Origin of the sequence: Micromonospora sp. CA-263727, assembly GCF_050942455.1 — a bacterium.
Classification (GTDB): domain Bacteria; phylum Actinomycetota; class Actinomycetes; order Mycobacteriales; family Micromonosporaceae; genus Micromonospora.
In genome coordinates this window covers 4,729,834-4,747,722 of sequence record NZ_CP192031.1, presented here as the reverse complement: position 1 = coordinate 4,747,722, position 17,889 = coordinate 4,729,834, and the positions used below count along the sequence as shown (strand labels likewise).

At 72.9% G+C, this 17,889-nt stretch carries 15 protein-coding genes; 9 read left to right on the top strand and 6 right to left on the bottom strand.

From position 1 onward, the window contains the following. Positions 1-100: 100 nt before the first annotated feature. Both ACQPYA_RS20675 and ACQPYA_RS20670 read left to right on the top strand, forming a co-directional pair. On the top strand, positions 101-1,336 hold the full coding sequence (locus ACQPYA_RS20675; protein ID WP_433533550.1) for an Ig-like domain-containing protein: 1,236 nt from the start codon (positions 101-103) through the stop codon (positions 1,334-1,336). A 306-nt stretch (positions 1,337-1,642) separates the two neighbouring features. Then, complete coding sequence (locus ACQPYA_RS20670) at positions 1,643-1,993, top strand: STAS domain-containing protein (protein WP_433528748.1); 351 nt, start codon at positions 1,643-1,645, stop codon at positions 1,991-1,993. 136 nt (positions 1,994-2,129) lie between these two features. On the opposite strand, the gene ACQPYA_RS20665 is transcribed toward ACQPYA_RS20670, so the two are convergent. From ACQPYA_RS20665 to ACQPYA_RS20655, 3 genes are all read right to left on the bottom strand, one after another. After that, the gene (locus ACQPYA_RS20665) at positions 2,130-2,510 is read right to left on the bottom strand and encodes an FKBP-type peptidyl-prolyl cis-trans isomerase (protein ID WP_433528747.1); all 381 of its coding nucleotides are present in this window, start codon (positions 2,508-2,510) and stop codon (positions 2,130-2,132) included. 341 nt (positions 2,511-2,851) lie between these two features. Beyond that, positions 2,852-3,424 (bottom strand): hypothetical protein, encoded by a 573-nt coding sequence (locus ACQPYA_RS20660; RefSeq protein WP_433528746.1) that lies wholly within the window; start codon positions 3,422-3,424, stop codon positions 2,852-2,854. A 236-nt stretch (positions 3,425-3,660) separates the two neighbouring features. After that, entirely contained in the window at positions 3,661-4,374 is a 714-nt protein-coding gene (locus ACQPYA_RS20655; RefSeq protein WP_433528745.1) for a helical backbone metal receptor, read from the bottom strand. A 208-nt stretch (positions 4,375-4,582) separates the two neighbouring features. Here ACQPYA_RS20655 and ACQPYA_RS20650 point away from each other — a divergent pair, with 208 nt between their 5' ends. Further along, positions 4,583-5,440, top strand: a complete 858-nt coding sequence (locus ACQPYA_RS20650) for a hypothetical protein (protein ID WP_433528744.1) — start codon at positions 4,583-4,585, stop codon at positions 5,438-5,440. A 320-nt stretch (positions 5,441-5,760) separates the two neighbouring features. Next, on the top strand, positions 5,761-7,050 hold the full coding sequence (locus ACQPYA_RS20645; protein WP_433528743.1) for a hypothetical protein: 1,290 nt from the start codon (positions 5,761-5,763) through the stop codon (positions 7,048-7,050). Between the two features lie 167 nt (positions 7,051-7,217). Here the strand turns inward: ACQPYA_RS20645 and ACQPYA_RS20640 are convergent, their stop codons facing one another. Next, positions 7,218-7,565: a histone-like nucleoid-structuring protein Lsr2 gene (locus ACQPYA_RS20640; protein ID WP_433528742.1), complete on the bottom strand. Its 348-nt coding sequence runs from the start codon at positions 7,563-7,565 to the stop codon at positions 7,218-7,220. Positions 7,566-7,838: 273 nt separating this feature from the next. Here ACQPYA_RS20640 and lon point away from each other — a divergent pair, with 273 nt between their 5' ends. Next, on the top strand, positions 7,839-10,175 hold the full coding sequence (gene lon, locus ACQPYA_RS20635; protein ID WP_433528741.1) for an endopeptidase La: 2,337 nt from the start codon (positions 7,839-7,841) through the stop codon (positions 10,173-10,175). A 196-nt stretch (positions 10,176-10,371) separates the two neighbouring features. On the opposite strand, the gene ACQPYA_RS20630 is transcribed toward lon, so the two are convergent. Continuing rightward, entirely contained in the window at positions 10,372-12,078 is a 1,707-nt protein-coding gene (locus tag ACQPYA_RS20630; RefSeq protein ID WP_433528740.1) for a DEAD/DEAH box helicase, read from the bottom strand. Between the two features lie 104 nt (positions 12,079-12,182). Then, positions 12,183-12,986: a hypothetical protein gene (locus ACQPYA_RS20625; protein WP_433528739.1), complete on the bottom strand. Its 804-nt coding sequence runs from the start codon at positions 12,984-12,986 to the stop codon at positions 12,183-12,185. A 262-nt stretch (positions 12,987-13,248) separates the two neighbouring features. Here ACQPYA_RS20625 and ACQPYA_RS20620 point away from each other — a divergent pair, with 262 nt between their 5' ends. From ACQPYA_RS20620 to ACQPYA_RS20605, 4 genes are all read left to right on the top strand, one after another. Next, the gene (locus tag ACQPYA_RS20620) at positions 13,249-14,409 is read left to right on the top strand and encodes a sensor histidine kinase (protein ID WP_433528738.1); all 1,161 of its coding nucleotides are present in this window, start codon (positions 13,249-13,251) and stop codon (positions 14,407-14,409) included. Then, a complete protein-coding gene (locus ACQPYA_RS20615) occupies positions 14,406-15,029 on the top strand; it encodes a response regulator (RefSeq protein WP_433528737.1) in 624 nt (207 codons plus the stop codon). The genes ACQPYA_RS20620 and ACQPYA_RS20615 overlap by 4 nt, the downstream gene beginning before the upstream one ends. Positions 15,030-15,210: 181 nt before the next feature. Beyond that, complete coding sequence (locus tag ACQPYA_RS20610) at positions 15,211-16,179, top strand: DUF5715 family protein (protein ID WP_433528736.1); 969 nt, start codon at positions 15,211-15,213, stop codon at positions 16,177-16,179. 2 nt (positions 16,180-16,181) lie between these two features. Further along, a complete protein-coding gene (locus tag ACQPYA_RS20605) occupies positions 16,182-17,792 on the top strand; it encodes an asparagine synthetase B family protein (RefSeq protein WP_433528735.1) in 1,611 nt (536 codons plus the stop codon). Positions 17,793-17,889 lie beyond the last annotated feature (97 nt).

Sequence of the window (17,889 nt, the reverse complement as noted above, 5' to 3'; positions counted from 1 at the left end):
CTCTTTCGGAAATTGCTAAAACGTCGGTGCCGCGCCGGAGAGAATATGGCGGAAGGCGGAGCAATAAACGGGGGGACTCATCATGGGTTTGCGGGGGCGAATGGCGCTGTTGGCGGTGACCGTGGCAGCGGCGCCGCTGGCGCTGGGGGCGTGTACCAGCGATCGCAAGCAGGCCAGCGAGGGGCGGGCCGCCCCGGAGTTGGCGGTGACGCCCGCCGAGGGCGTGAGTGACGTGCCGATCAGCGCCGAGATCGGCACTGTCGTCAAGAACGGGCGGGTCACCGCCGTGCGGATCACCGACGACAAGGGTGCCACGGTCGAGGCGGAGCCCCGCGAGGACGGCTCCGGCTGGGTGCCGAACAAGGTGTTGCAGCCGAAGCGCACGTACACCGCGGAGGTGACCGCGACCGGCGACAAGGGGCGCACCACCACCCGCAAGACAACCTTCACGACCCAGCCGAAATCGTCGAAACCGGCCATCACCAGCACGATGTATTTCGCCGGTAATCGGACGTACGGCACGGCCATGCCGGTAACCGTCGCCTTCGACCCGCCAATTCCGAAAGAGGCCAGGGCGGATGTGCAGCGCCGGTTGTTCGTGAAGACGGATCCGCCGCAGCCGGGCACCTGGTCCTGGGTGTCCGACGGTAGCCAGGTCTATTACCGGGCGCCCGATTTCTGGCGTCCGGGCACGACGATCAGCGTCCGTTCGGCGCTGGAGGGGCTGCCCATCGGCAAGGAGCAGGTGGGCGACGCCGACCGGCGGGCCACCTCGAAGATCGGCCGGCAGGTCGAGTTGGAGATCGACAACGCGACCAAGCAGATGTCGGTGATCCAGGACGGCAAGCTGCTGAAGAAACTGCCGGTCAGCCTCGGCAAGCCGAGCACGCCGACCTCCAGCGGCAAGATGGTGATCATGGAGAAGCACGACTTCACCACGTTCGACACGACGGGTTCGGCCGACCCGTACGTGGTCGACGTCGAGGACGCGCAGCGGCTCACCTGGGGCGGTGAGTTCATCCACGGCGCGCCCTGGTCGGAGGGGGATCAGGGATACGCCAACGTCTCGCACGGCTGCACCAACCTCTCCGCGGCCAACGCCGACTGGCTGATGGGCGTCACCCAGGTCGGCGACCTGGTCACCGTCAAGGGCACCGAGGTCGAGCTCAACGAGGGCAACGGCTGGACGGCCTGGAACGTCAGCTGGGACGAGTTCGCCAAGGGCAGCGCGCTGCCGGTACCGCCCGGGCTGAAGCCGACACCGACCCAGTCGCCGGATCCGGGCGCGGTGGCCGGCGGCTCGCCGGAGCCGGCGCCCTCCGCCAGCGGCGGCTGACCGGGCACGTAGCAGCCGGGCCGGTCCGACATCGACCGGCCCGGCTCTCGGTTCGGTGGCGCCTGCGGCAGGTCGGTTTCGCGGCGCCCGCCGTGGCGCCGGTCGCGGGGCTGCCGTGGTCGGGTCTGCCGGCGCCTGCCATGGCGCCGGTCTGCCTGCGCCTGCCGGCGAGGACGTGCCGGCAGTCCCGGAGCGGGGGATCCTCCTTAGGGTGGATGCGGGGGACCTGCGGGTCCTGCCCTGGGCTTACCCGGAACCACCTCTCGGCAGGGTGGAAGTGTCGGTGGCGGCGGATAGGTTCTTCTCATGCGAGAGCGCGAGGAGCGGTTCCACGTCGAGACCATCGTCTCCGACGGTGCGGTGTGTGTTCGCGCGGTCGGCGTGATCGACATCGCCACCGTCGCCGCGTTCCGCGCCGCTCTCTGGGCAGCGCCGGCCCGGCCGGAGCTGCGGGTCGATCTCTCCGATGTCCGGGTGCTCTCCGCTGCCGGGGTCCGCACGCTGGTCGCGGCGCGACTCTGGGTCCGGGCCCAGGGCGGCGAGCTGGTGCTGCTCGACCCACCACCGGTGGTGGAGCGGGTGCTGCGCGCCACCGGCCTGCGCCGGGTCATCCCGGTCGTCGGCCCGGCTCCCGAGCGGGTGCTCGCGGCGGTCTGAGACACCGGCACGCAGGCCGCCGGCGTCGCCCTGCACCCGCGGCGACAGCGAGGCCGACACCGGCGCAGGTGGCGTGGCGTACGTTGCCGGCGAGGCGTCCGGCGCCGGGCACGGGGGCCGGCGCCGGACGCACAGGTCAGCGGAGACCGAGCAGGTCGACCACGAAGACCAGGGTCTCGTTGGGCTTGATGACCCCACCGGCGCCCCGGCTGCCGTAGCCCAGGTGCGGCGGGATGGTCAGCTTGCGCCGGCCCCCGACCCGCATCCCCACCACGCCCTGGTCCCAGCCGGCGATGACCCGCCCGCCACCGAGCGGAAACTCGAACGCGTCGCCCCGGTTCCAGGAGGCGTCGAACTCGGCGCCGGTGGAGTGCGAGACCCCGACGTAGTGGACGCGGGCCACCTGGCCGGGCTGCGCCTCGGGGCCTTCGCCCACGGCGATGTCCTCGATCACGAGGTCGGCCGGCGGGGCGCCCTCGATCGGACCGATCTCGGGCTTGCTCGCTGCCTGATTCATGCGGATTCTCCTGTGACGTCGGCTTCGGTCAGCACAATCCTGCCGGATGCTACGTCAAGAGCGGCGACCGCCACGTGAAGAGAGCGCCCACCGTGGGCGGGCTGCCCCCGTACGCGCCGGTCTCCGAACCATCATCCGCCCCGTGGGTACGTCTCTTGCGGTCACAGCAGCAACGAACGTGCCCACCAGCCGCCTCCGTCGCCGGGGGCGACCTGCCGTCGCGGGCGGGGCCGTCTGCGGCGGAGTCGAAGGTGGCGGGAGCGTCGCGGTGCGGGCCATCGAGTGCGGCGGGCGTCACCGGTGGTGACGCCCGCCGCGAGGGGGGGAGGTGGGTAGGTCGGTCAGCGGAGCCAGCCGAACCGCTTGACGATCGGCAGCCGTGCCCAGGCGCGGCCCGCGCCCCAGGTGTCACCGGCGTTGGTCACCGCGAGCAGGGCCAGCACCCCGGCGTAGATCAGGTGGTCGTCCATGAAGGGGTTGTTCGTGGGGGGCAGGGCGGCCGTCCACATCAGCACCAGCAGCAGGCCACCGGCCGCGGCGGCGACGCGGACCCCGATGCCGAGCATCAGCGCGGTACCGATGGCCGCCAGCCCGATCATGAACAACCAGTCGGCCCAGGCGGCGCCGGCGATGCCGTTGTAGAACCCCTGGAACGGACCGGCGGCGCCGAAGGTGAGGAAGCCCTTGGTCGGGCTGCCCCCGTTGAGCCAGGCGTTCTTCGCCTCGGTGGCGAACCCCAGGCCGAACACCTTGTCCAGGAAGGCCCAGAGGAAGATCCAGCCCAGCGCCAGGCGCAGCCCGGCGAGCAGGTAGCGGGTGGCCCGCTCCCGGATGGGCTGCTTGCGGTCGATCGCGGCCCCCGGGGTGTTGATGGCGACGGTGTTCCGCTCGATCATCGCGGTCATCGTGTCCACGTCCCTTCTTTGCTTCGCACCGCTGTCCCGGTGGCACCTTCATTGGACGCCCGTGGGACGTGGCGTCGGCAGGGCCACCGGGCGGGCCACGGCGGGACCTTGGACCCCTGTCGACCGGGACCACCCGGACCGGGACCATCCGACCGGGGCCACCAGACCTGGGCGGCACGCCCGACTGGCACCGGTCACGGCAGCCGTGCGTAGGTGCGGCGGTCGTGGGAGGGCGCAGGGGACGGTCAGCCGGTGGCGAGTTGGGCGGCCAGCACCGAGGGAGCCTCGGCCAGTGACGGGCCGTACCAGGTCAGGTGCCGTCCGGACAGCAGGGCACAGGGAGTGCCGGGAAACGCCTCCGGCCCGTCGTCGCGGGTGAACCGGTACGGCTCGTCCGGCAGCACGACCAACTCCGGTGCGTCGGCGCGTAGCTGTTCCAGGCTCGGCCGGGGATAGCGTTCCGGCTGGTCGGCGTAGATGTTGGACACCCCAAGGCGGCGCAGCACGTCCCCGGCGAAGGTGTCGGCGCCGAGCACCACCCAGGGGCGTCGCCAGACCGGCACCACCGCCCGCCGGGCGACCGGGGTCGGCGGCAGCCCGGCCCAGGCCCGCCGGGCCGCGGCCAGCCAGTCGGGCTCCGCCGGCGCGCCCAGATCGCGGAGCAGGTCGGCCAGCTCGGTCAGCGCGCCGTCCACCGTGCGCGGGTAGGTCACCCGGATCGGTACGCCCGCGGCGGCCAGCGCGGTGGCGTCCTCGCGCCGGTTCTCCTCGATGTTGAGCAGGACCAGGTCGGGCCGGAGCGCGCGGATCCGGTCCAGGTCGGGATACTTGCTGCCGCCCACCCGTGGCACGTCAAGGTCGGCCGGGTGGGTGCACCAGTCGGTGGCCCCGACCAGCAGCCCGGGCAGGGTCGCCGCCACCGCCTCGGTCAGCGAGGGCACCAGCGACACCACGCGCACCCGTCCACCTCCTCGGTCCGGGCCGTCCGGCCGGGCCCGCCGCCCGGGAAGCCCGGCGGCGGCCGTGGCGGCCCCCGGTGGCGGGCGGCGACCACGGCGACCCCGGTGACGACCGGAGGCGCTGGAGCGGATGCCCTACCGGGGGAGCCGGCGGCGTGATCGCCATCCTAGACTCGGTCGGTCGACGGCAGGATGGGTGGATACGACGATGACCGGTGGCGACGACTCCTGGCTGTCGACGGTCCCGGCCGGCGGCCGGGATCCAATGCTGGTCCGGGCCGGGCAGCGGGTGCATCCCGGGCTGCGCCTGGGGGAAGTGGCCCGACGCCGCCCGCCCGGCGTCACCGGGCACCAGTGGAACACCGCCAGCCGCATGCTCCTGGACCTGGTGGTCTGCGCGGAGGACACCGGCCGGCCGAGGTTCGCCGTCGAGTTCCGGTCGCCGTCGCCCGACGCCGCCGCCCGCCGGGCCGAGCGCATGATGGCGGCGGTCACCGCCGCCGTCGGCCTGCCGGTGCTGCGGGTCACCTCGGCCACATTGCGCGCCGCCGAACACGGCGCGCAGATCGTCGGGTACGTCATCGAGGCCCGCCGGTACGCCGACGGTGCCGCCGGGCCGGAGGAGCCGGCGGTCGGGTTCCGTGACATCGCGGGCCGGCTGCCCGACGGGCGGACCGGCGCGGTGAACGACCTCGGCGCGCTCGCCCGGGCCGAGACGTTCGAGGCGTACGTGGCAGGACGGTTGGCGGACCCGATCCTGCGCGGGCTGCACGTGCGCTGGGCGGAGGGGGCCGCCGAGGGGTGGAGCTGGGTCGAGGTGCGTCCCGGCGAGAGCCTGGTGGAGCGGGTGTCGCTGCACCCGTACCGGCTCTCCTGCGGGGTTGATCCGGCCCGGCTCGCCGAGGACCTGGCCGCGCTGGCCATCGGCGACCGGCTGCGGACCCTGGAGGCCGGCGCGCCGGCGCTGGTGCCTCGCGCGGATCTGCTCGACGGCATCCGGCGGCTGCGGGACCGCCGCGACGAACTCGTGGACGGTTTCGCCTACGACCATCTCTGCGAGGTCTGACCGGCGACGGCGCACGGCCGGCGGTCACCGCCGGTGGTGTTTTGACGTCGTTCTGTTTCCTGTCGCCCCGGATCGAGGTCGTCGGAAAAAAAGTCATCTCTCCTTTGAACCTCCGTCGAGGAGGGTCCGTACCTCACCGGGAATGGACAGGATCTCGCCAACCCGCACCGGCAGGCGCGGGAGACGGTGCGGAAAGGGCATCGTCGTTCGTCGACGTGCCATCGGCGCGTTCGGACGGTCCCCGTCGAACGTGCCACCACGATTCCGTTCGGTCCGTCGAGTCACGAATCAGGTACCGGATCGAGAAGGAGAGCAATTCGATGCGCAGGTCAACCCGGTCGCGCCGACCATCCGGTAGCGCGCGGACCAAGCGACTTCTGGCCGTTGGCGCCACGCTCGCTGTCTTCGGCGGCGTCGTCGCCGTGACTCAGATCTCGTCGGCCGGTGACCGACGGCAGAACAACCAGACCCGGCCGGTGGCGGCCACCTGCGTGGAGCCCAGCCCGGGTGCGACCGCGCCGAACGCCCGTGGCGCCACCACCACCCGCACCTGGCAGAACGGTCGCTGGGTGACCAACCACTGGGGTGACGGTCAGCAGACCGTGGAGGAGTGCCAGGAGACCCGCGCCGGCACCGGCGGTGCGACCACCGGCTCGCTGGCCGTGGCCTGCCCGGATGTGGTCAGCCGGCTGCCCCAGGTGCCCGACCGGGCCCGCGCCGAGGTGGACCGCAACCTGAACGCGCTACAGACCCAGATCACCGAGGCCGACCGGCGACTCGCCGCCGAGGGCAACCGGGGCCAGGCGTTCATCCGCAGCGCGATCCTCGACCCGCTGGCCAGCAAGCGCCGGGCCACCCTCGACCGGATCACCATCGCCATCGACCGCTTCGGCCCACGGCCGCGCGGTCTCGCCAACCTCGCCACCTGCCAGGTCCAGCCGGTCGACAACACCAACGGCGGCAACAACGGCGGTGGCAACAACGGTGGAAACAACGGCGGCGGCAACAACGGCGGTAACAACGGCGGGGGCAACAACGGCGGCAACAACGGGGGCGGCAACAACGGCCTCGACGTGCTGGCCAACAACTGCAACAACAGCCAGTTGCAGCCGCACGACGGGTTCCAGAACGGCAACCGCTGCATCAGCACCGCCTTCGGCGAGGTCGGCTCCGCGGCCAACAACCCGTCGCTGCTGATCACCGAGTTCCCGCAGCAGGTCGACCGCAACCAGGGCTTCGCCATTCGGGTCAGCACCCGCAACCTGGTCCGGGACCGCTTCCTCCCGGCCGGGCAGGGTGGCTACTACCTGGAGAGCTCGCTGCTCAACGGCGAGGGCCTGACCCGGGGCCACTTCCACACCGCTTGCCGGATGCTGAACAACACGAACGAGGCACCCGCGCCGGAACCGGTGCCCGCCTTCTTCGTCGCCACCGAGGACGGCGGCGGCGGTAGCCAGCCGGACAGCGTGGTCATCCAGATTCCGGGTCTGCCGGATTCGGGCACCGCGCAGTGCGCGGTCTGGGCCGGTGACGGCTCGCACCGCATCCCGATGTCGGAGCGGGCCAACCAGACCCCGGCCTTCGACGCGGTGCGGATCCAGGTCAACTGACGCAGGTCAACTGAACTGACGCGGCAAAACGCGGGCCGTCCGGAAAGTGTTCCGGACGGCCCGCGGCAGGTTCGCGGACGCGTCGCTCGGGGCGGGGGCGTTCCACCGGGTGCCCATTCGACTTCGTGACGTGACCAATCCGGGGGCCGGATCCGCGCTGCCGCTGTTCAGCGGTTCTTGTACGCCTCGACCACCTCGACCGGGATGCGACCCCGCTCGGAAATCTTGTAGCCGTTGCTGACCGCCCATTCCCGGATGGCGCGGTTCTGCTCGCGGTTCATTCCCGGAGCGGTCGAACCGACGGCGCGGCGAGGGCCGCGAGCAGTCTCGGCGGCGCCGCGGCCGAGTCGCCGACCAGCATTGATAAACGGATCCAGCGCCTTGCGCAGGACGCCCGCGTTCTCGTCGGAGACGTCGATGGTGTAGGCGACGCCATCCAGGCTGAACTCGACCGTCCGGTCGGCCTTTCCGCCGTCGAGGTCATCGGTCAGCACCGTGATTACTTTTTTCGCCATCGTCGATTACTCCCTGTGTCTGGCGGGGTGTGGTCAAAGTTTGACTCATCGCCCGGCAATTGCGCAACAAAAGCCACGCCTTTCGTCGGCTCGCGTTTTGCGTGGCGTCGAAATCCCGATTCCGCAGCGTTGCCGGCAGATGTCGTGCGGTCGGTCGGGCTGTCCGCCCCTCGGTCGCGGGTCGCTTCGTGTCCTGGGTCACACCACGGAACAACGGTGCTCTGCCGCGACTTGAGTCAAACACGCTCAACTCAATGCGATGGCAGGTGTTCGATGGCAACTCTTCCGGTACTTCCACTGACCGACGCCGTGCTGCTGCCCGGCATGGTCATCCCGGTGACCCTCGACCCGAGCACCCAGGCCGCGGTCGACGCGGCCCGGGCCACCGGCGACCGCAAGCTGCTCGCTGTGCCCCGCCTGGACGGCGAGTACGGCTCCGTCGGGGCGATCGCCACCATCGAGAAGGTCGGCCGGCTGCCCAGCGGCGAGCCGGCGGCCGTGATCCGCGGCCTCGGACGTGCCCGCATCGGCTCCGGTGTGCCCGGACCCGGCGCGGCGCTCTGGGTCGAGGCGACCGAGATCGACGAACCCGCCCCGGCCGGCAGGGCCCGGGAACTCGGCCGCGAATACCGCGCCCTGGTGACCTCCGTGCTCCAGCAGCGCGGCGCGTGGCAGGTCGGCGACGCGGTGGAGCGGATGACCGACCTCTCCGAGCTGGCCGACTCGGCCGGCTACGCGCCGTGGCTCAGCCTGGCGCAGAAGACCGAGCTGCTCGCCGCGCCGGACGTCACCGCCCGGCTGGAACTGCTCGTCGGCTGGGTGAAGGACCACCTCGCCGAGCAGGAGGTCACCGAGCAGATCAACTCCGAGGTACGCGAGGGGCTGGAGAAGTCGCAGCGGGAGTTCCTGCTGCGCCAGCAGCTCGCCGCGATCCGCAAGGAACTCGGCGAGGACGCCCCGGACGGCTCCGCCGACTACCGGGCCCGCGTCGAGGCCGCCGAGCTGCCCGAGAAGGTACGCGAGGCGGCGCTGCGCGAGGTCGGCAAGCTGGAGCGGGCCAGTGACGCCTCCCCGGAGGCGGGCTGGATCCGTACCTGGCTCGACACGGTGCTGGAGATGCCGTGGAGCACGCGTACCGAGGACAACACCGACCTGGCCGCGGCGCGGGCCGTGCTCGACGCCGACCACGCCGGCCTGGCCGACGTGAAGGACCGCATCCTGGAGTACCTGGCGGTGCGCAACCGGCGGGCCGAGCGCAACCTCGGTGTCGTCGGCGGGCGCGGCTCCGGCGCGGTGCTGGCCCTGGCCGGCCCGCCCGGCGTCGGCAAGACCAGCCTCGGCGAGTCCGTCGCCCGGGCGCTCGGCCGCAAGTTCGTCCGGGTCTCCCTCGGCGGCATCCGCGACGAGGCCGAGATCCGGGGTCACCGCCGCACCTACGTCGGCGCGCTGCCCGGCCGGATCGTCCGGGCGCTGCGCGAGGCGGGTTCGATGAACCCGGTGGTGCTGCTCGACGAGGTCGACAAGCTCTCCGTGGGGTACGCGGGCGACCCGGCCGCCGCCCTGCTGGAGGTGCTCGACCCGGCCCAGAACCACACCTTCCGGGACCACTACCTGGAGGTCGACCTCGATCTCTCCGACGTGCTCTTCCTCTCCACCGCCAACGTGGTGGAGGCCGTCCCCGGCCCGCTGCTGGACCGGATGGAACTGGTCACCCTGGACGGCTACACCGAGGACGAGAAGGTGGCCATCGCCCGGGACCACCTGCTGCCCCGGCAGCGGGAGCGGGCCGGGCTGACCGCCGACGAGGTCGACGTCGACTCCGCGGCGCTGGGCCGGATCGCGGGGGAGTACACCCGGGAGGCCGGCGTACGGCAGCTGGAACGGGCCCTGGCGAAGGTCATGCGGAAGGTCGCGGTGGCCCTCACCGACGACCCGACGCCGGTCCGGGTCGGCGCGGAGAACCTGGTCCGCTACCTCGGCCGGCCCAAGCACACGCCGGAGTCGGCGGAGCGGACCGCGGTGCCGGGCGTGGCCACCGGGCTGGCGGTCACCGGTGCCGGCGGCGACGTGCTCTTCATCGAGGCGACCAGCATGGACGGCGAGCCGGGACTGACCCTGACCGGTCAGCTCGGTGACGTGATGAAGGAGTCGGCGCACATCGCCCTCTCCTACCTGCGCGCCAACGGCCGCCGGCTCGGCCTGGACCCGAACGCCCTGGCCGGGCGGCGGATCCACCTGCACGTCCCGGCGGGCGCGGTGCCCAAGGACGGCCCGAGCGCCGGCATCACCATGGTCACCGCGCTGGCGTCGCTGGCCAGCGGCCGGGCGGTACGTCCCGAGTTCGGGATGACCGGCGAGGTGACCCTCTCCGGCCGGGTGCTGCCCATCGGCGGGGTGAAGCAGAAGCTGCTCGCCGCGCACCGGGCCGGCCTGACCGAGGTGATCATCCCGGCCCGCAACGAGCCGGACCTCGACGACCTGCCCACCGAGGTACGCGAGGCGCTGACCGTGCACACCCTGGCCGACGTCGCCGACGTGCTCGCCCTGGCCCTACGCCCGGCCGAGATCGACCCCGCGTCCCTAACCGACAACACCCTCACCGCCGCTTAGGGGGTGTAAGGAGGGGGCCCCTGTTAACGCCTGGTGTATAGCAGGGGCCCCCTTTTAACAAGATCCATCCGGCAACTGGCGCCGCCTGGCAACGGTGGGCGTCAGTTGCCGCATTCTGGGCATGGTGCCGGTGAGAGGGGTTCCCTTCTATACACCAGGCGTTAACAGGGGCCCCCTCCTTACACCTCAGCAGGGGTTAGCCGCGGTCGTCGCGGTCGCGGCGCACGGTGGCCTTGCGGCCCTTGATGGTGCTGTTGCGCAGCCCGGCGATCACCTCGTCGGCGACGGCGATCGGCACCTCGACCAGGGAGAACCGGTCGGCGATCTCGATCGAGCCGATGTCCCGTCCACCGATCCGGGTCTCGCCGGTGATAGCGCCCACCAGGTCCTGCGGGCGTACCCCGGCGCGTCGGCCGAGACCGATGAAGACCTGAGTGGTGCCGCTGCTGCGGGGACGCGCCGGTCGACGCTCGCCCCGGGCCTCGTAACCCGGCCGGCCCTCCCGGCCCTCGCGGGGCGTGCGGACCGAGACCTGGGGGATCTCCTCTTCGGCCTCGTCGGAGCCGGGCAGGGTCGCCTCGTGGGACAGCTTTACCGCCGCGAGCGCCACCTCCATCAGGTCGAACTCGTCGCTGAGCGTCTCGACGATCACCCGGAACGGCTCCAGGTCGTCCTCCAGCAGGCTCTCCCGCAGCGCGGCCTGCGTCAGCTCCAGCCGGCGGGTACGCAGGTCGGCCACGGTGGGGATCTTGTCGATCATGATCCGCTGGCCGGTGACCCGCTCGATGGTCTTGAGCATCCGGTGCTCCCGGGGCTCGGCCAGGGTGATCGCCACGCCCTCCCGGCCGGCCCGGCCCACCCGGCCGATGCGGTGCACGTACGACTCCGGGGCCGACGGAACGTCGTAGTTGACCACGTGGCTGAGCTGCTCGACGTCCAGCCCGCGCGCTGCGACGTCGGTGGCGACCAGCAGGTCGGCGGTGCCGGCGCGCAGCCGCCCCATCACCCGGTCGCGCTGTTCCTGGCTCATCCCGCCGTGCAGCGCCTCGGCCCGGTAGCCGCGACCGTTCATCGTCTCGGTGAGCCGGTCGACCTCCTCCCGGCTCCGGCAGAACACGATCGCCGCGGTGGGCGACTCGACGTCCAGCACCCGGCCCAGCGCCGCCGGCTTGTGCGCCCGCGCCACCAGGTACGCGCTCTGCCGCACCCGGGGGGCCTCGCCGGCCACCGGCTGCTCCCGGGCGATCAGGATGCGTACCGGATCGGTCAGGTGCGCCCGGGCCATGCCCTCGATGCGCGACGGCATGGTGGCCGAGAAGAGCACGGTCTGCCGCTGCTCGGGGGCGTGCTCCAGGATCGCCTCGATGTCCTCGGCGAAGCCCATGTCGAGCATCTCGTCGGCCTCGTCGAGCACCACCGTGGCCAGGCCGCCCAGCCGGAGCGTGCCCCGGGCGATGTGGTCCAGCGCCCGTCCGGGGGTGGCCACCACGACGTCCACGCCGGCGTCCAGCGCCCGTAGCTGGCGGCCGATCGGCTGCCCGCCGTAGATCGGCAGCACCCGGGCGCCGAGGTCCTTGCCGTAGCGGTGGAACGCCTCGGAGACCTGCACCGCGAGTTCTCGGGTCGGGACCAGCACCAGGGCGTGGGGGTCGCCGCCCGGCCGGTCGTCCGGCATCCGTTGCAACAGCGGCAGGGCGAACGCGGCCGTCTTGCCCGTGCCCGTCGCCGCCTGCCCGAGCAGGTCCCGGCCGGTCAGCAGCGGAGGGATCGCCTCCCGCTGGATCGGCGTGGGCTCCTCGTAGCCGAGCGCGGCGAGCGCGGCGAGCAGTTCGGGCCGCAGGCCGAGGTCCGCGAAGGCGGGCTGGTCGGTGGACGGGTCGGGGGGTACGGGCGTGGAACTCATGGGTCAAGCCTTTCATCACCCCCACCGGCCCGCTGCGGCGACCACCGGAACGTGCATCCGGGGCCCGCCGCCCCGTGCCGGCCGACCCCGCGAGAAGGCGGATGTCAGCCGGTGACCAGGGCCAACATGATGGTGATCCCGAGTACGGCGTCGATCACAGCGCACCACTCTGCGTAGCCGCGTGGCACCACCCGCCGGGTGCGGTGGTGGAGGAGGTCCCACCCCGCGTGGCCCAGCCAGCCGACCGCCACCAGCCACTGCCCGGCGCTACCGCCGAGGAGCACGGCGAGCAGGGCCAGCCCCGACCATCCGGCCAGGCCGCCGAGCTGAAGCCGGAGATTCCCCGGTACGCCCCACTGCCGCCGGACGGTGCCGATGACCAGATACCCGACGGGCAGAACCAGCAGCGTGTGGGCGGCCAGCGGGACGGGGGAGGTCCAGTTGTCGGCGGTCATCAGCAGCGCCAGCCCGGCGGGCCAGCGCTGCGCCAGCACCCGGGCCAGCGGGTGTCGCGGGGCGGGCCGGGCGGTCGGGTGTCGGGCGTACTCGGCCCGGCGCCGCAGCACCGCCGCCACCATCGCCGGCGCGATCAGCAGGTGCGCGCCGGCCAGCAGGGCGTCCGCGTCGAGCAGCCCGGCCCGGTACGGCACGAGCAGCAGCAGGACCGGCGCGTACATGGCCAGGACCATCTCGCCGGTCGCCACGCGTGAGTGCCCGCGGTACCCCATCCACACCGCCATGCCGATACTCATGTCGGTGGCCATCAGCAACGCCCCGAGGCCGGGTGTCGCCGGCGCCAGGTCGAACGCCGCGCCCAGGCTGGCGCGCGCCGGCCCGAGCAGCAGCATGCCGGCCACCATGGCCAGCCCCATCTCCAGCAGGTGCCGGGCCAGCGGCCGGAGCCACACGCGGCGCCCCGGCCCGGCCCGCCGCCCGGAGGCCGTCCTGGCGGGAGTCGTCGTGACGCGGGCCGTCGTGACGGGAGGCGTCGTGGCGGGAGGCTTCGTAGCTGGGACGGTCGGGGTCAGCTCTGTCATGTCACCGAGCGTCGTGGCCGGCGGGAGCGGGAACCATCCGCGCGGTGTCACCGGTTCGCCGGGTGTTCCGCCCGGTCGGACCGGGCAACGCGGTGGGTCCACCGGTACGGCGGCGGGCTCTACCCTGACCACCGTGGCGGCGGACGCGGTGGTGGTGCCGGGCGGCGGACGGACCCTGTCCCGCGCCCGCGCGGCGACCCTGGTCTCGCTCACCTCCGGCATGGTCGCCACCCTGCTCCTGCCCGCGGTCGGGTTGAGCCGGGAACCCGACGCGTGGCGGGTGGCCTCGGGGGCGGTCGGCATCGTCGCGTTCGCACTGGTGCTGGCGGTGGCCCTGGGTACCGCGGTGACGCCCGGATGCTCCGATTCGCTCCGTCGGCGGCTGCGGTTCGGGTACGCCGCCGTGGCGGTGCTCGGCGTGCCGCTCGTCGCGCCGGTCGCCGTCGGCGCCTGGCCGACCTGGGCCTGGCTCGGCGTGGCCGTGGTCGGCGGGGTCCCGTTGCTGGCGCCGTTCCGGGCGGTGCTGCCGGCGACGGTCGCCGCCCTCGCGGTCGCCGGCACGGTGGCCGAAGCGACCGGTGCGTCAGTCGGCCGGGCGCTGCTGATCACCGGCACCGTCGGCCCCGGTATCGCCGCGGTCAACGGGTTCCAGGTGTGGTTCTGGCGGCTGCTCGTCCAGGCCGGGCAGGGACGGGCGGCCCAGGCCCGGTTGGCCGCCGCGCAGGAGCGGCTGCGCTTCGCCGGGGACGTGCACGATCTGCTCGGACACCACCTGACCGTCATCGCGCTCAAGGCCGAACTGGCCGCCCGGCTCGCCCCCGACGACCCGGCCCGGGCCGGCCGGGAGGCGGCCGAGGCGCAGCGCCTCGCGGCCACCGCGCTGACCGAGCTGCGCCGCACCGTGCACGGCTACCGGCAGGTCGACCTTGCCGATCAGCTCACCGCGGTGGGAGAGGTGCTCCGCTCGTCCGGGGTACGGTGCACGCTCGTGCCACCGGCCGGCGAGCTGCCGCCGGAGGCGGCGACCCAGCTGGCGGCCGTGCTCCGCGAGGCCGGCACCAACGTGTTGCGGCACAGCCGGGCCGGCTGGTGCCGGATCGAGATCGCCCAGGAGGAGGACGTGGTGCGGATGACCGTGACCAACGACGGGGTGACCGCCACGGCGGTGCCGGACCAGCACAGCCACGGCCTGCGCGGTCTCGCCGACCGGCTGGCCACGACCGGCGGGCAGTTGCGCACCAGCCGCGCCGACGGGGTGTTCATCGTCGAGGCGACCGTACCGACCGCCACATGACCACCGAGCGCCCCAGGATCCGCGTCCTGCTCGCCGACGACGAGGAGTTGATCCGTACCGCCCTCGCCGCGCTGCTGGACCTTGAGGAGGACCTGGCGGTCGTCGCGCAGGCGGCCGACGGGGATGACGCGGTGGCCGCCGCCCTCGCCCACCGGCCCGATGTGGCGGTGATCGACCTGGCCATGCCCCGGCGGGACGGTTTCGCCGTCGCCGCCGAGCTGTCCCGGGCGCTGCCGGGCTGCGCGGTGGTCATCCTCACCGGCCAGGCGCACCCCGCGCACCTGGCCCGCGCCCTGGGCGCCGGGGCCCGCGGCTACCTGCCCAAGGGTGCCCCGGGCGGGGCGCTCGCCGACGTGATCCGCCGGGTGCAGGCCGGCGGCCGGTACGTCGACCCGGCGCTCGCGGCCGACGCGCTCACCATCCCACCGTGCCCGCTGACCCCGCGTGAGCTGGAGACGCTACGGCTGTCCGAGGACGGGTCGTCGGTCGCCTCGATCGCCCGCCGGGCGCACCTGTCCAGCGGAACGGTCCGCAACTACCTCGCTCTCGCCGTGCAGAAGCTGGGCGTCGACAACCGGGCCGAGGCGGTACGCGTCGCGCGCGAACACGGCTGGCTGTGACCCGCCGGCAGCCGCCGCGCAGATCCACCGCGGCCGTACTGGCGGAAAGTGGTGTCGCGGCCCGTGCCGACTCCTTGCAGGGGAGATAGGAGGATTGCTCGAACTCCTCCCGGTTTGCGTGGTTACGGTGTCACCGAGGGTGACGTACGCCGTGATGCCGCGACGGAGAGAGGACCCGACCATGCGTGTGCCCAGCCGTAGCCCGAGACAGCAGTCGGGGCCGCCGGTGCCGTATGCCGCGCCGGCCCGCCGCCGCGCCTCGTCCAGACTGTCGCGCCGTACCCCCGCCGTCGAACCGGACCTGGACGCGTACCGCGACGCCGTGGCCGAACTGCTGGTCGAGGTGGGGGCGCTCGCCGGGGCGAACAGTACGCAGGCCCGCCAGGTCCTGATCGACCAGCGGCTGCGGGAGCCGGCCATCGCCGCGGTGCTCGACAACACTCCCCAGGGGCTGATCGGCGCCCGGGAGACCCTGCTGCTGGAGATGGCCCGCTACCAGCCCAACGCGCGCAGCTCCGCCAGCGACCTGGCCGGGCTGGTACGCATCTACCTGCTGTCCCGCATCGACGTGATGTGGTGGCGGGAGGCTTCCACCTTCCTCACCGACCCCGAGGTCCACCACAGCACCGAGCTGGTCGACCTGGAGTGGCTGCGGCGGCGCGACCTGCTGCGGTTCCGCTACACCGAACAACCCCGGACGGTCGTCGGCCGGGGAGTGCGGGCGCTGCGCCGACGGGTGCTGCCGGACGCGACGCCGCGCACCGCCGGGCTGTTGTTCCGCCGGGCCCGCCGCGAGGTGGTCGCCCTGCTCAACGACATCGGCCGCGAGTTCGCCGCCGCCACCCCGGCCGGCACCCCGCCGCTCTGGGTGACCAGCTTGGTCCGCAGCGCCGAGCACCAGTACCGGCTGCGCCGCCTCGGGTACGCCGCGATGGTGCCCAGCGGCCACTGCCTGGGCTGGGCGGTCGACGTCGAGATGGAGTGGTTCGGCCGGTTCGGCGTGCGGGACACCCTGGCCGGGCTCCTGCTGAACCGGCAGCGGACCGGCGAGATCAACGTGGTCGACGAGGGGCAGGCCTGGCACATCTGTCTGGCGCCGTCGGCGACCTTGCGGCTGCGCCGGGCGTACGAAGCCGAGATGGGGGTCTGACCATGTGCGGCATCGTGCTCAGCCTCGGTCCGGAGGCCGACCCGGCGATCTTCCGGCGGATGCTCACCCAGCTCGTCCCGCGCGGTGAGGTCACCGAAACGCGGTATGAGACCGGCCTGCTCGCCGGCGTCCGGCGGCTGCGGGTGGTGGATCGCAACCGCGCGGTGCAGCCCTGGCTCTCCGCCGACGAGCGCTGGCTGCTCTGCTACAACGGCGAGGTCTTCAACCACCACGAGCTGCGCGCCGAGCTGACCGACCTGGGCCACCGGTTCCACACCACCAGCGACACCGAGGTGGTGCTCGCCGCGTTCGAGCGCTGGGGCGAGCGGATGGTGACCCGGCTGCGCGGCGAGTACGCGTTCGCCATCGTGGAACGGGCGACCGGCCGCGCGTACCTGGTGCGGGACCCGCTCGGGGTGAAGCCGCTGTACTGGTCGCGGCCCCCGGGGTGCCTGCACGTCGCCAGCGAGGTCAAGGCGCTGGTCCGGGCGGGCGCGCCGGTGGTCGAGGTGCCGCCCGGGCACCACGGCTGGGTCGACGCCGACCGGCAGGTCCACCTGCGACCGTACGTGGACCTGCTCTCCCTCGGCGCGGATCTGCCGGTGGTGGTGGACCCGGACGAGGCCGCCCTGCTCGTCCGTACCGCCCTCACCGACAGTTTCCGGGTGCGGCTGGACACCGACCTCACCGTGGGCGTGGTGCTCTCCGGCGGCCTGGACAGCTCGCTGGCGCTGCTGCACGCGGCGCAGCTGCACCCGGACTGCGTCGCGGTCACCGTCGGTGTGCCGGAGAGCCCCGACGTGGCGTACGCCCGGCGGCTGGCGAAGGAACTCGGCGTGCCGCACGAGGTGGTCGAGCTGCGCCCGCGCGACATCCGGCTGGCCGACATCCGGGAGGCGATCCGGATCTCCGAGCTGACCGAGTACGGCGACATCATCAACGCGGTGGTCTCGGTGCCGATCTTCCGCCGGCTGCGGGAGCTGGGGGTCAAGGTGGTGCTCACCGGTGACGGCTCGGACGAGCTTTTCGGCGGGTACCCGATGTACCACGAGGTCGGGCCGGCGGCATCCCGACGCCTCTTCCTGCACAAGATCCGTAACCTCTGCCGGACCGAGTTGCAGCGGGTCGACCGGACCAGCATGGGCTTCGGCGTGGAGGCCCGGGTGCCCTTCCTCGACCTGGCCCTGGTCGAACTGGCGATGCGCCTGCCGATCGAGCTGAAGATGCGGGACGGTCAGGAGAAGTGGATTGTCCGGCGGGCCTTCGCCGATCTGCTGCCCGACTACATCCGCCGCCGGCCGAAGAACCCGATGTCGTACTCATCGGGGCTGCACGAGCGGGCCCGGCTGTACAAGCCGCTCTTCGCCCGGCTGCACCGGTCGTTCGGGTACCAGCTGCTGGAGCCGGTCCGCCGCGACTTCGACAGCGTGCTGATGCGCTGCGGCAACGACCTGGACGCCGCGATCGCCGCCGGCCTGGCCCGGCCGGACTACACGGTGCTGGAACACGCCCGCGACCTGGTCGGCGCGGCGCGCTGGAACGCCGCCCCGATGGTGCGCCGGCTGGTCTCCCCACGCCGCCACCGGGGCGACGAGGCGCCACTGCCGGGCTGAGCTATCGTCGATACCGGTCGATAGTGGACGGCGGTCGACGGCGGATGGCCGTCGGTGGTGGACCGCGTCGACCGGTGACCGGCATCCTGGCGCCCAA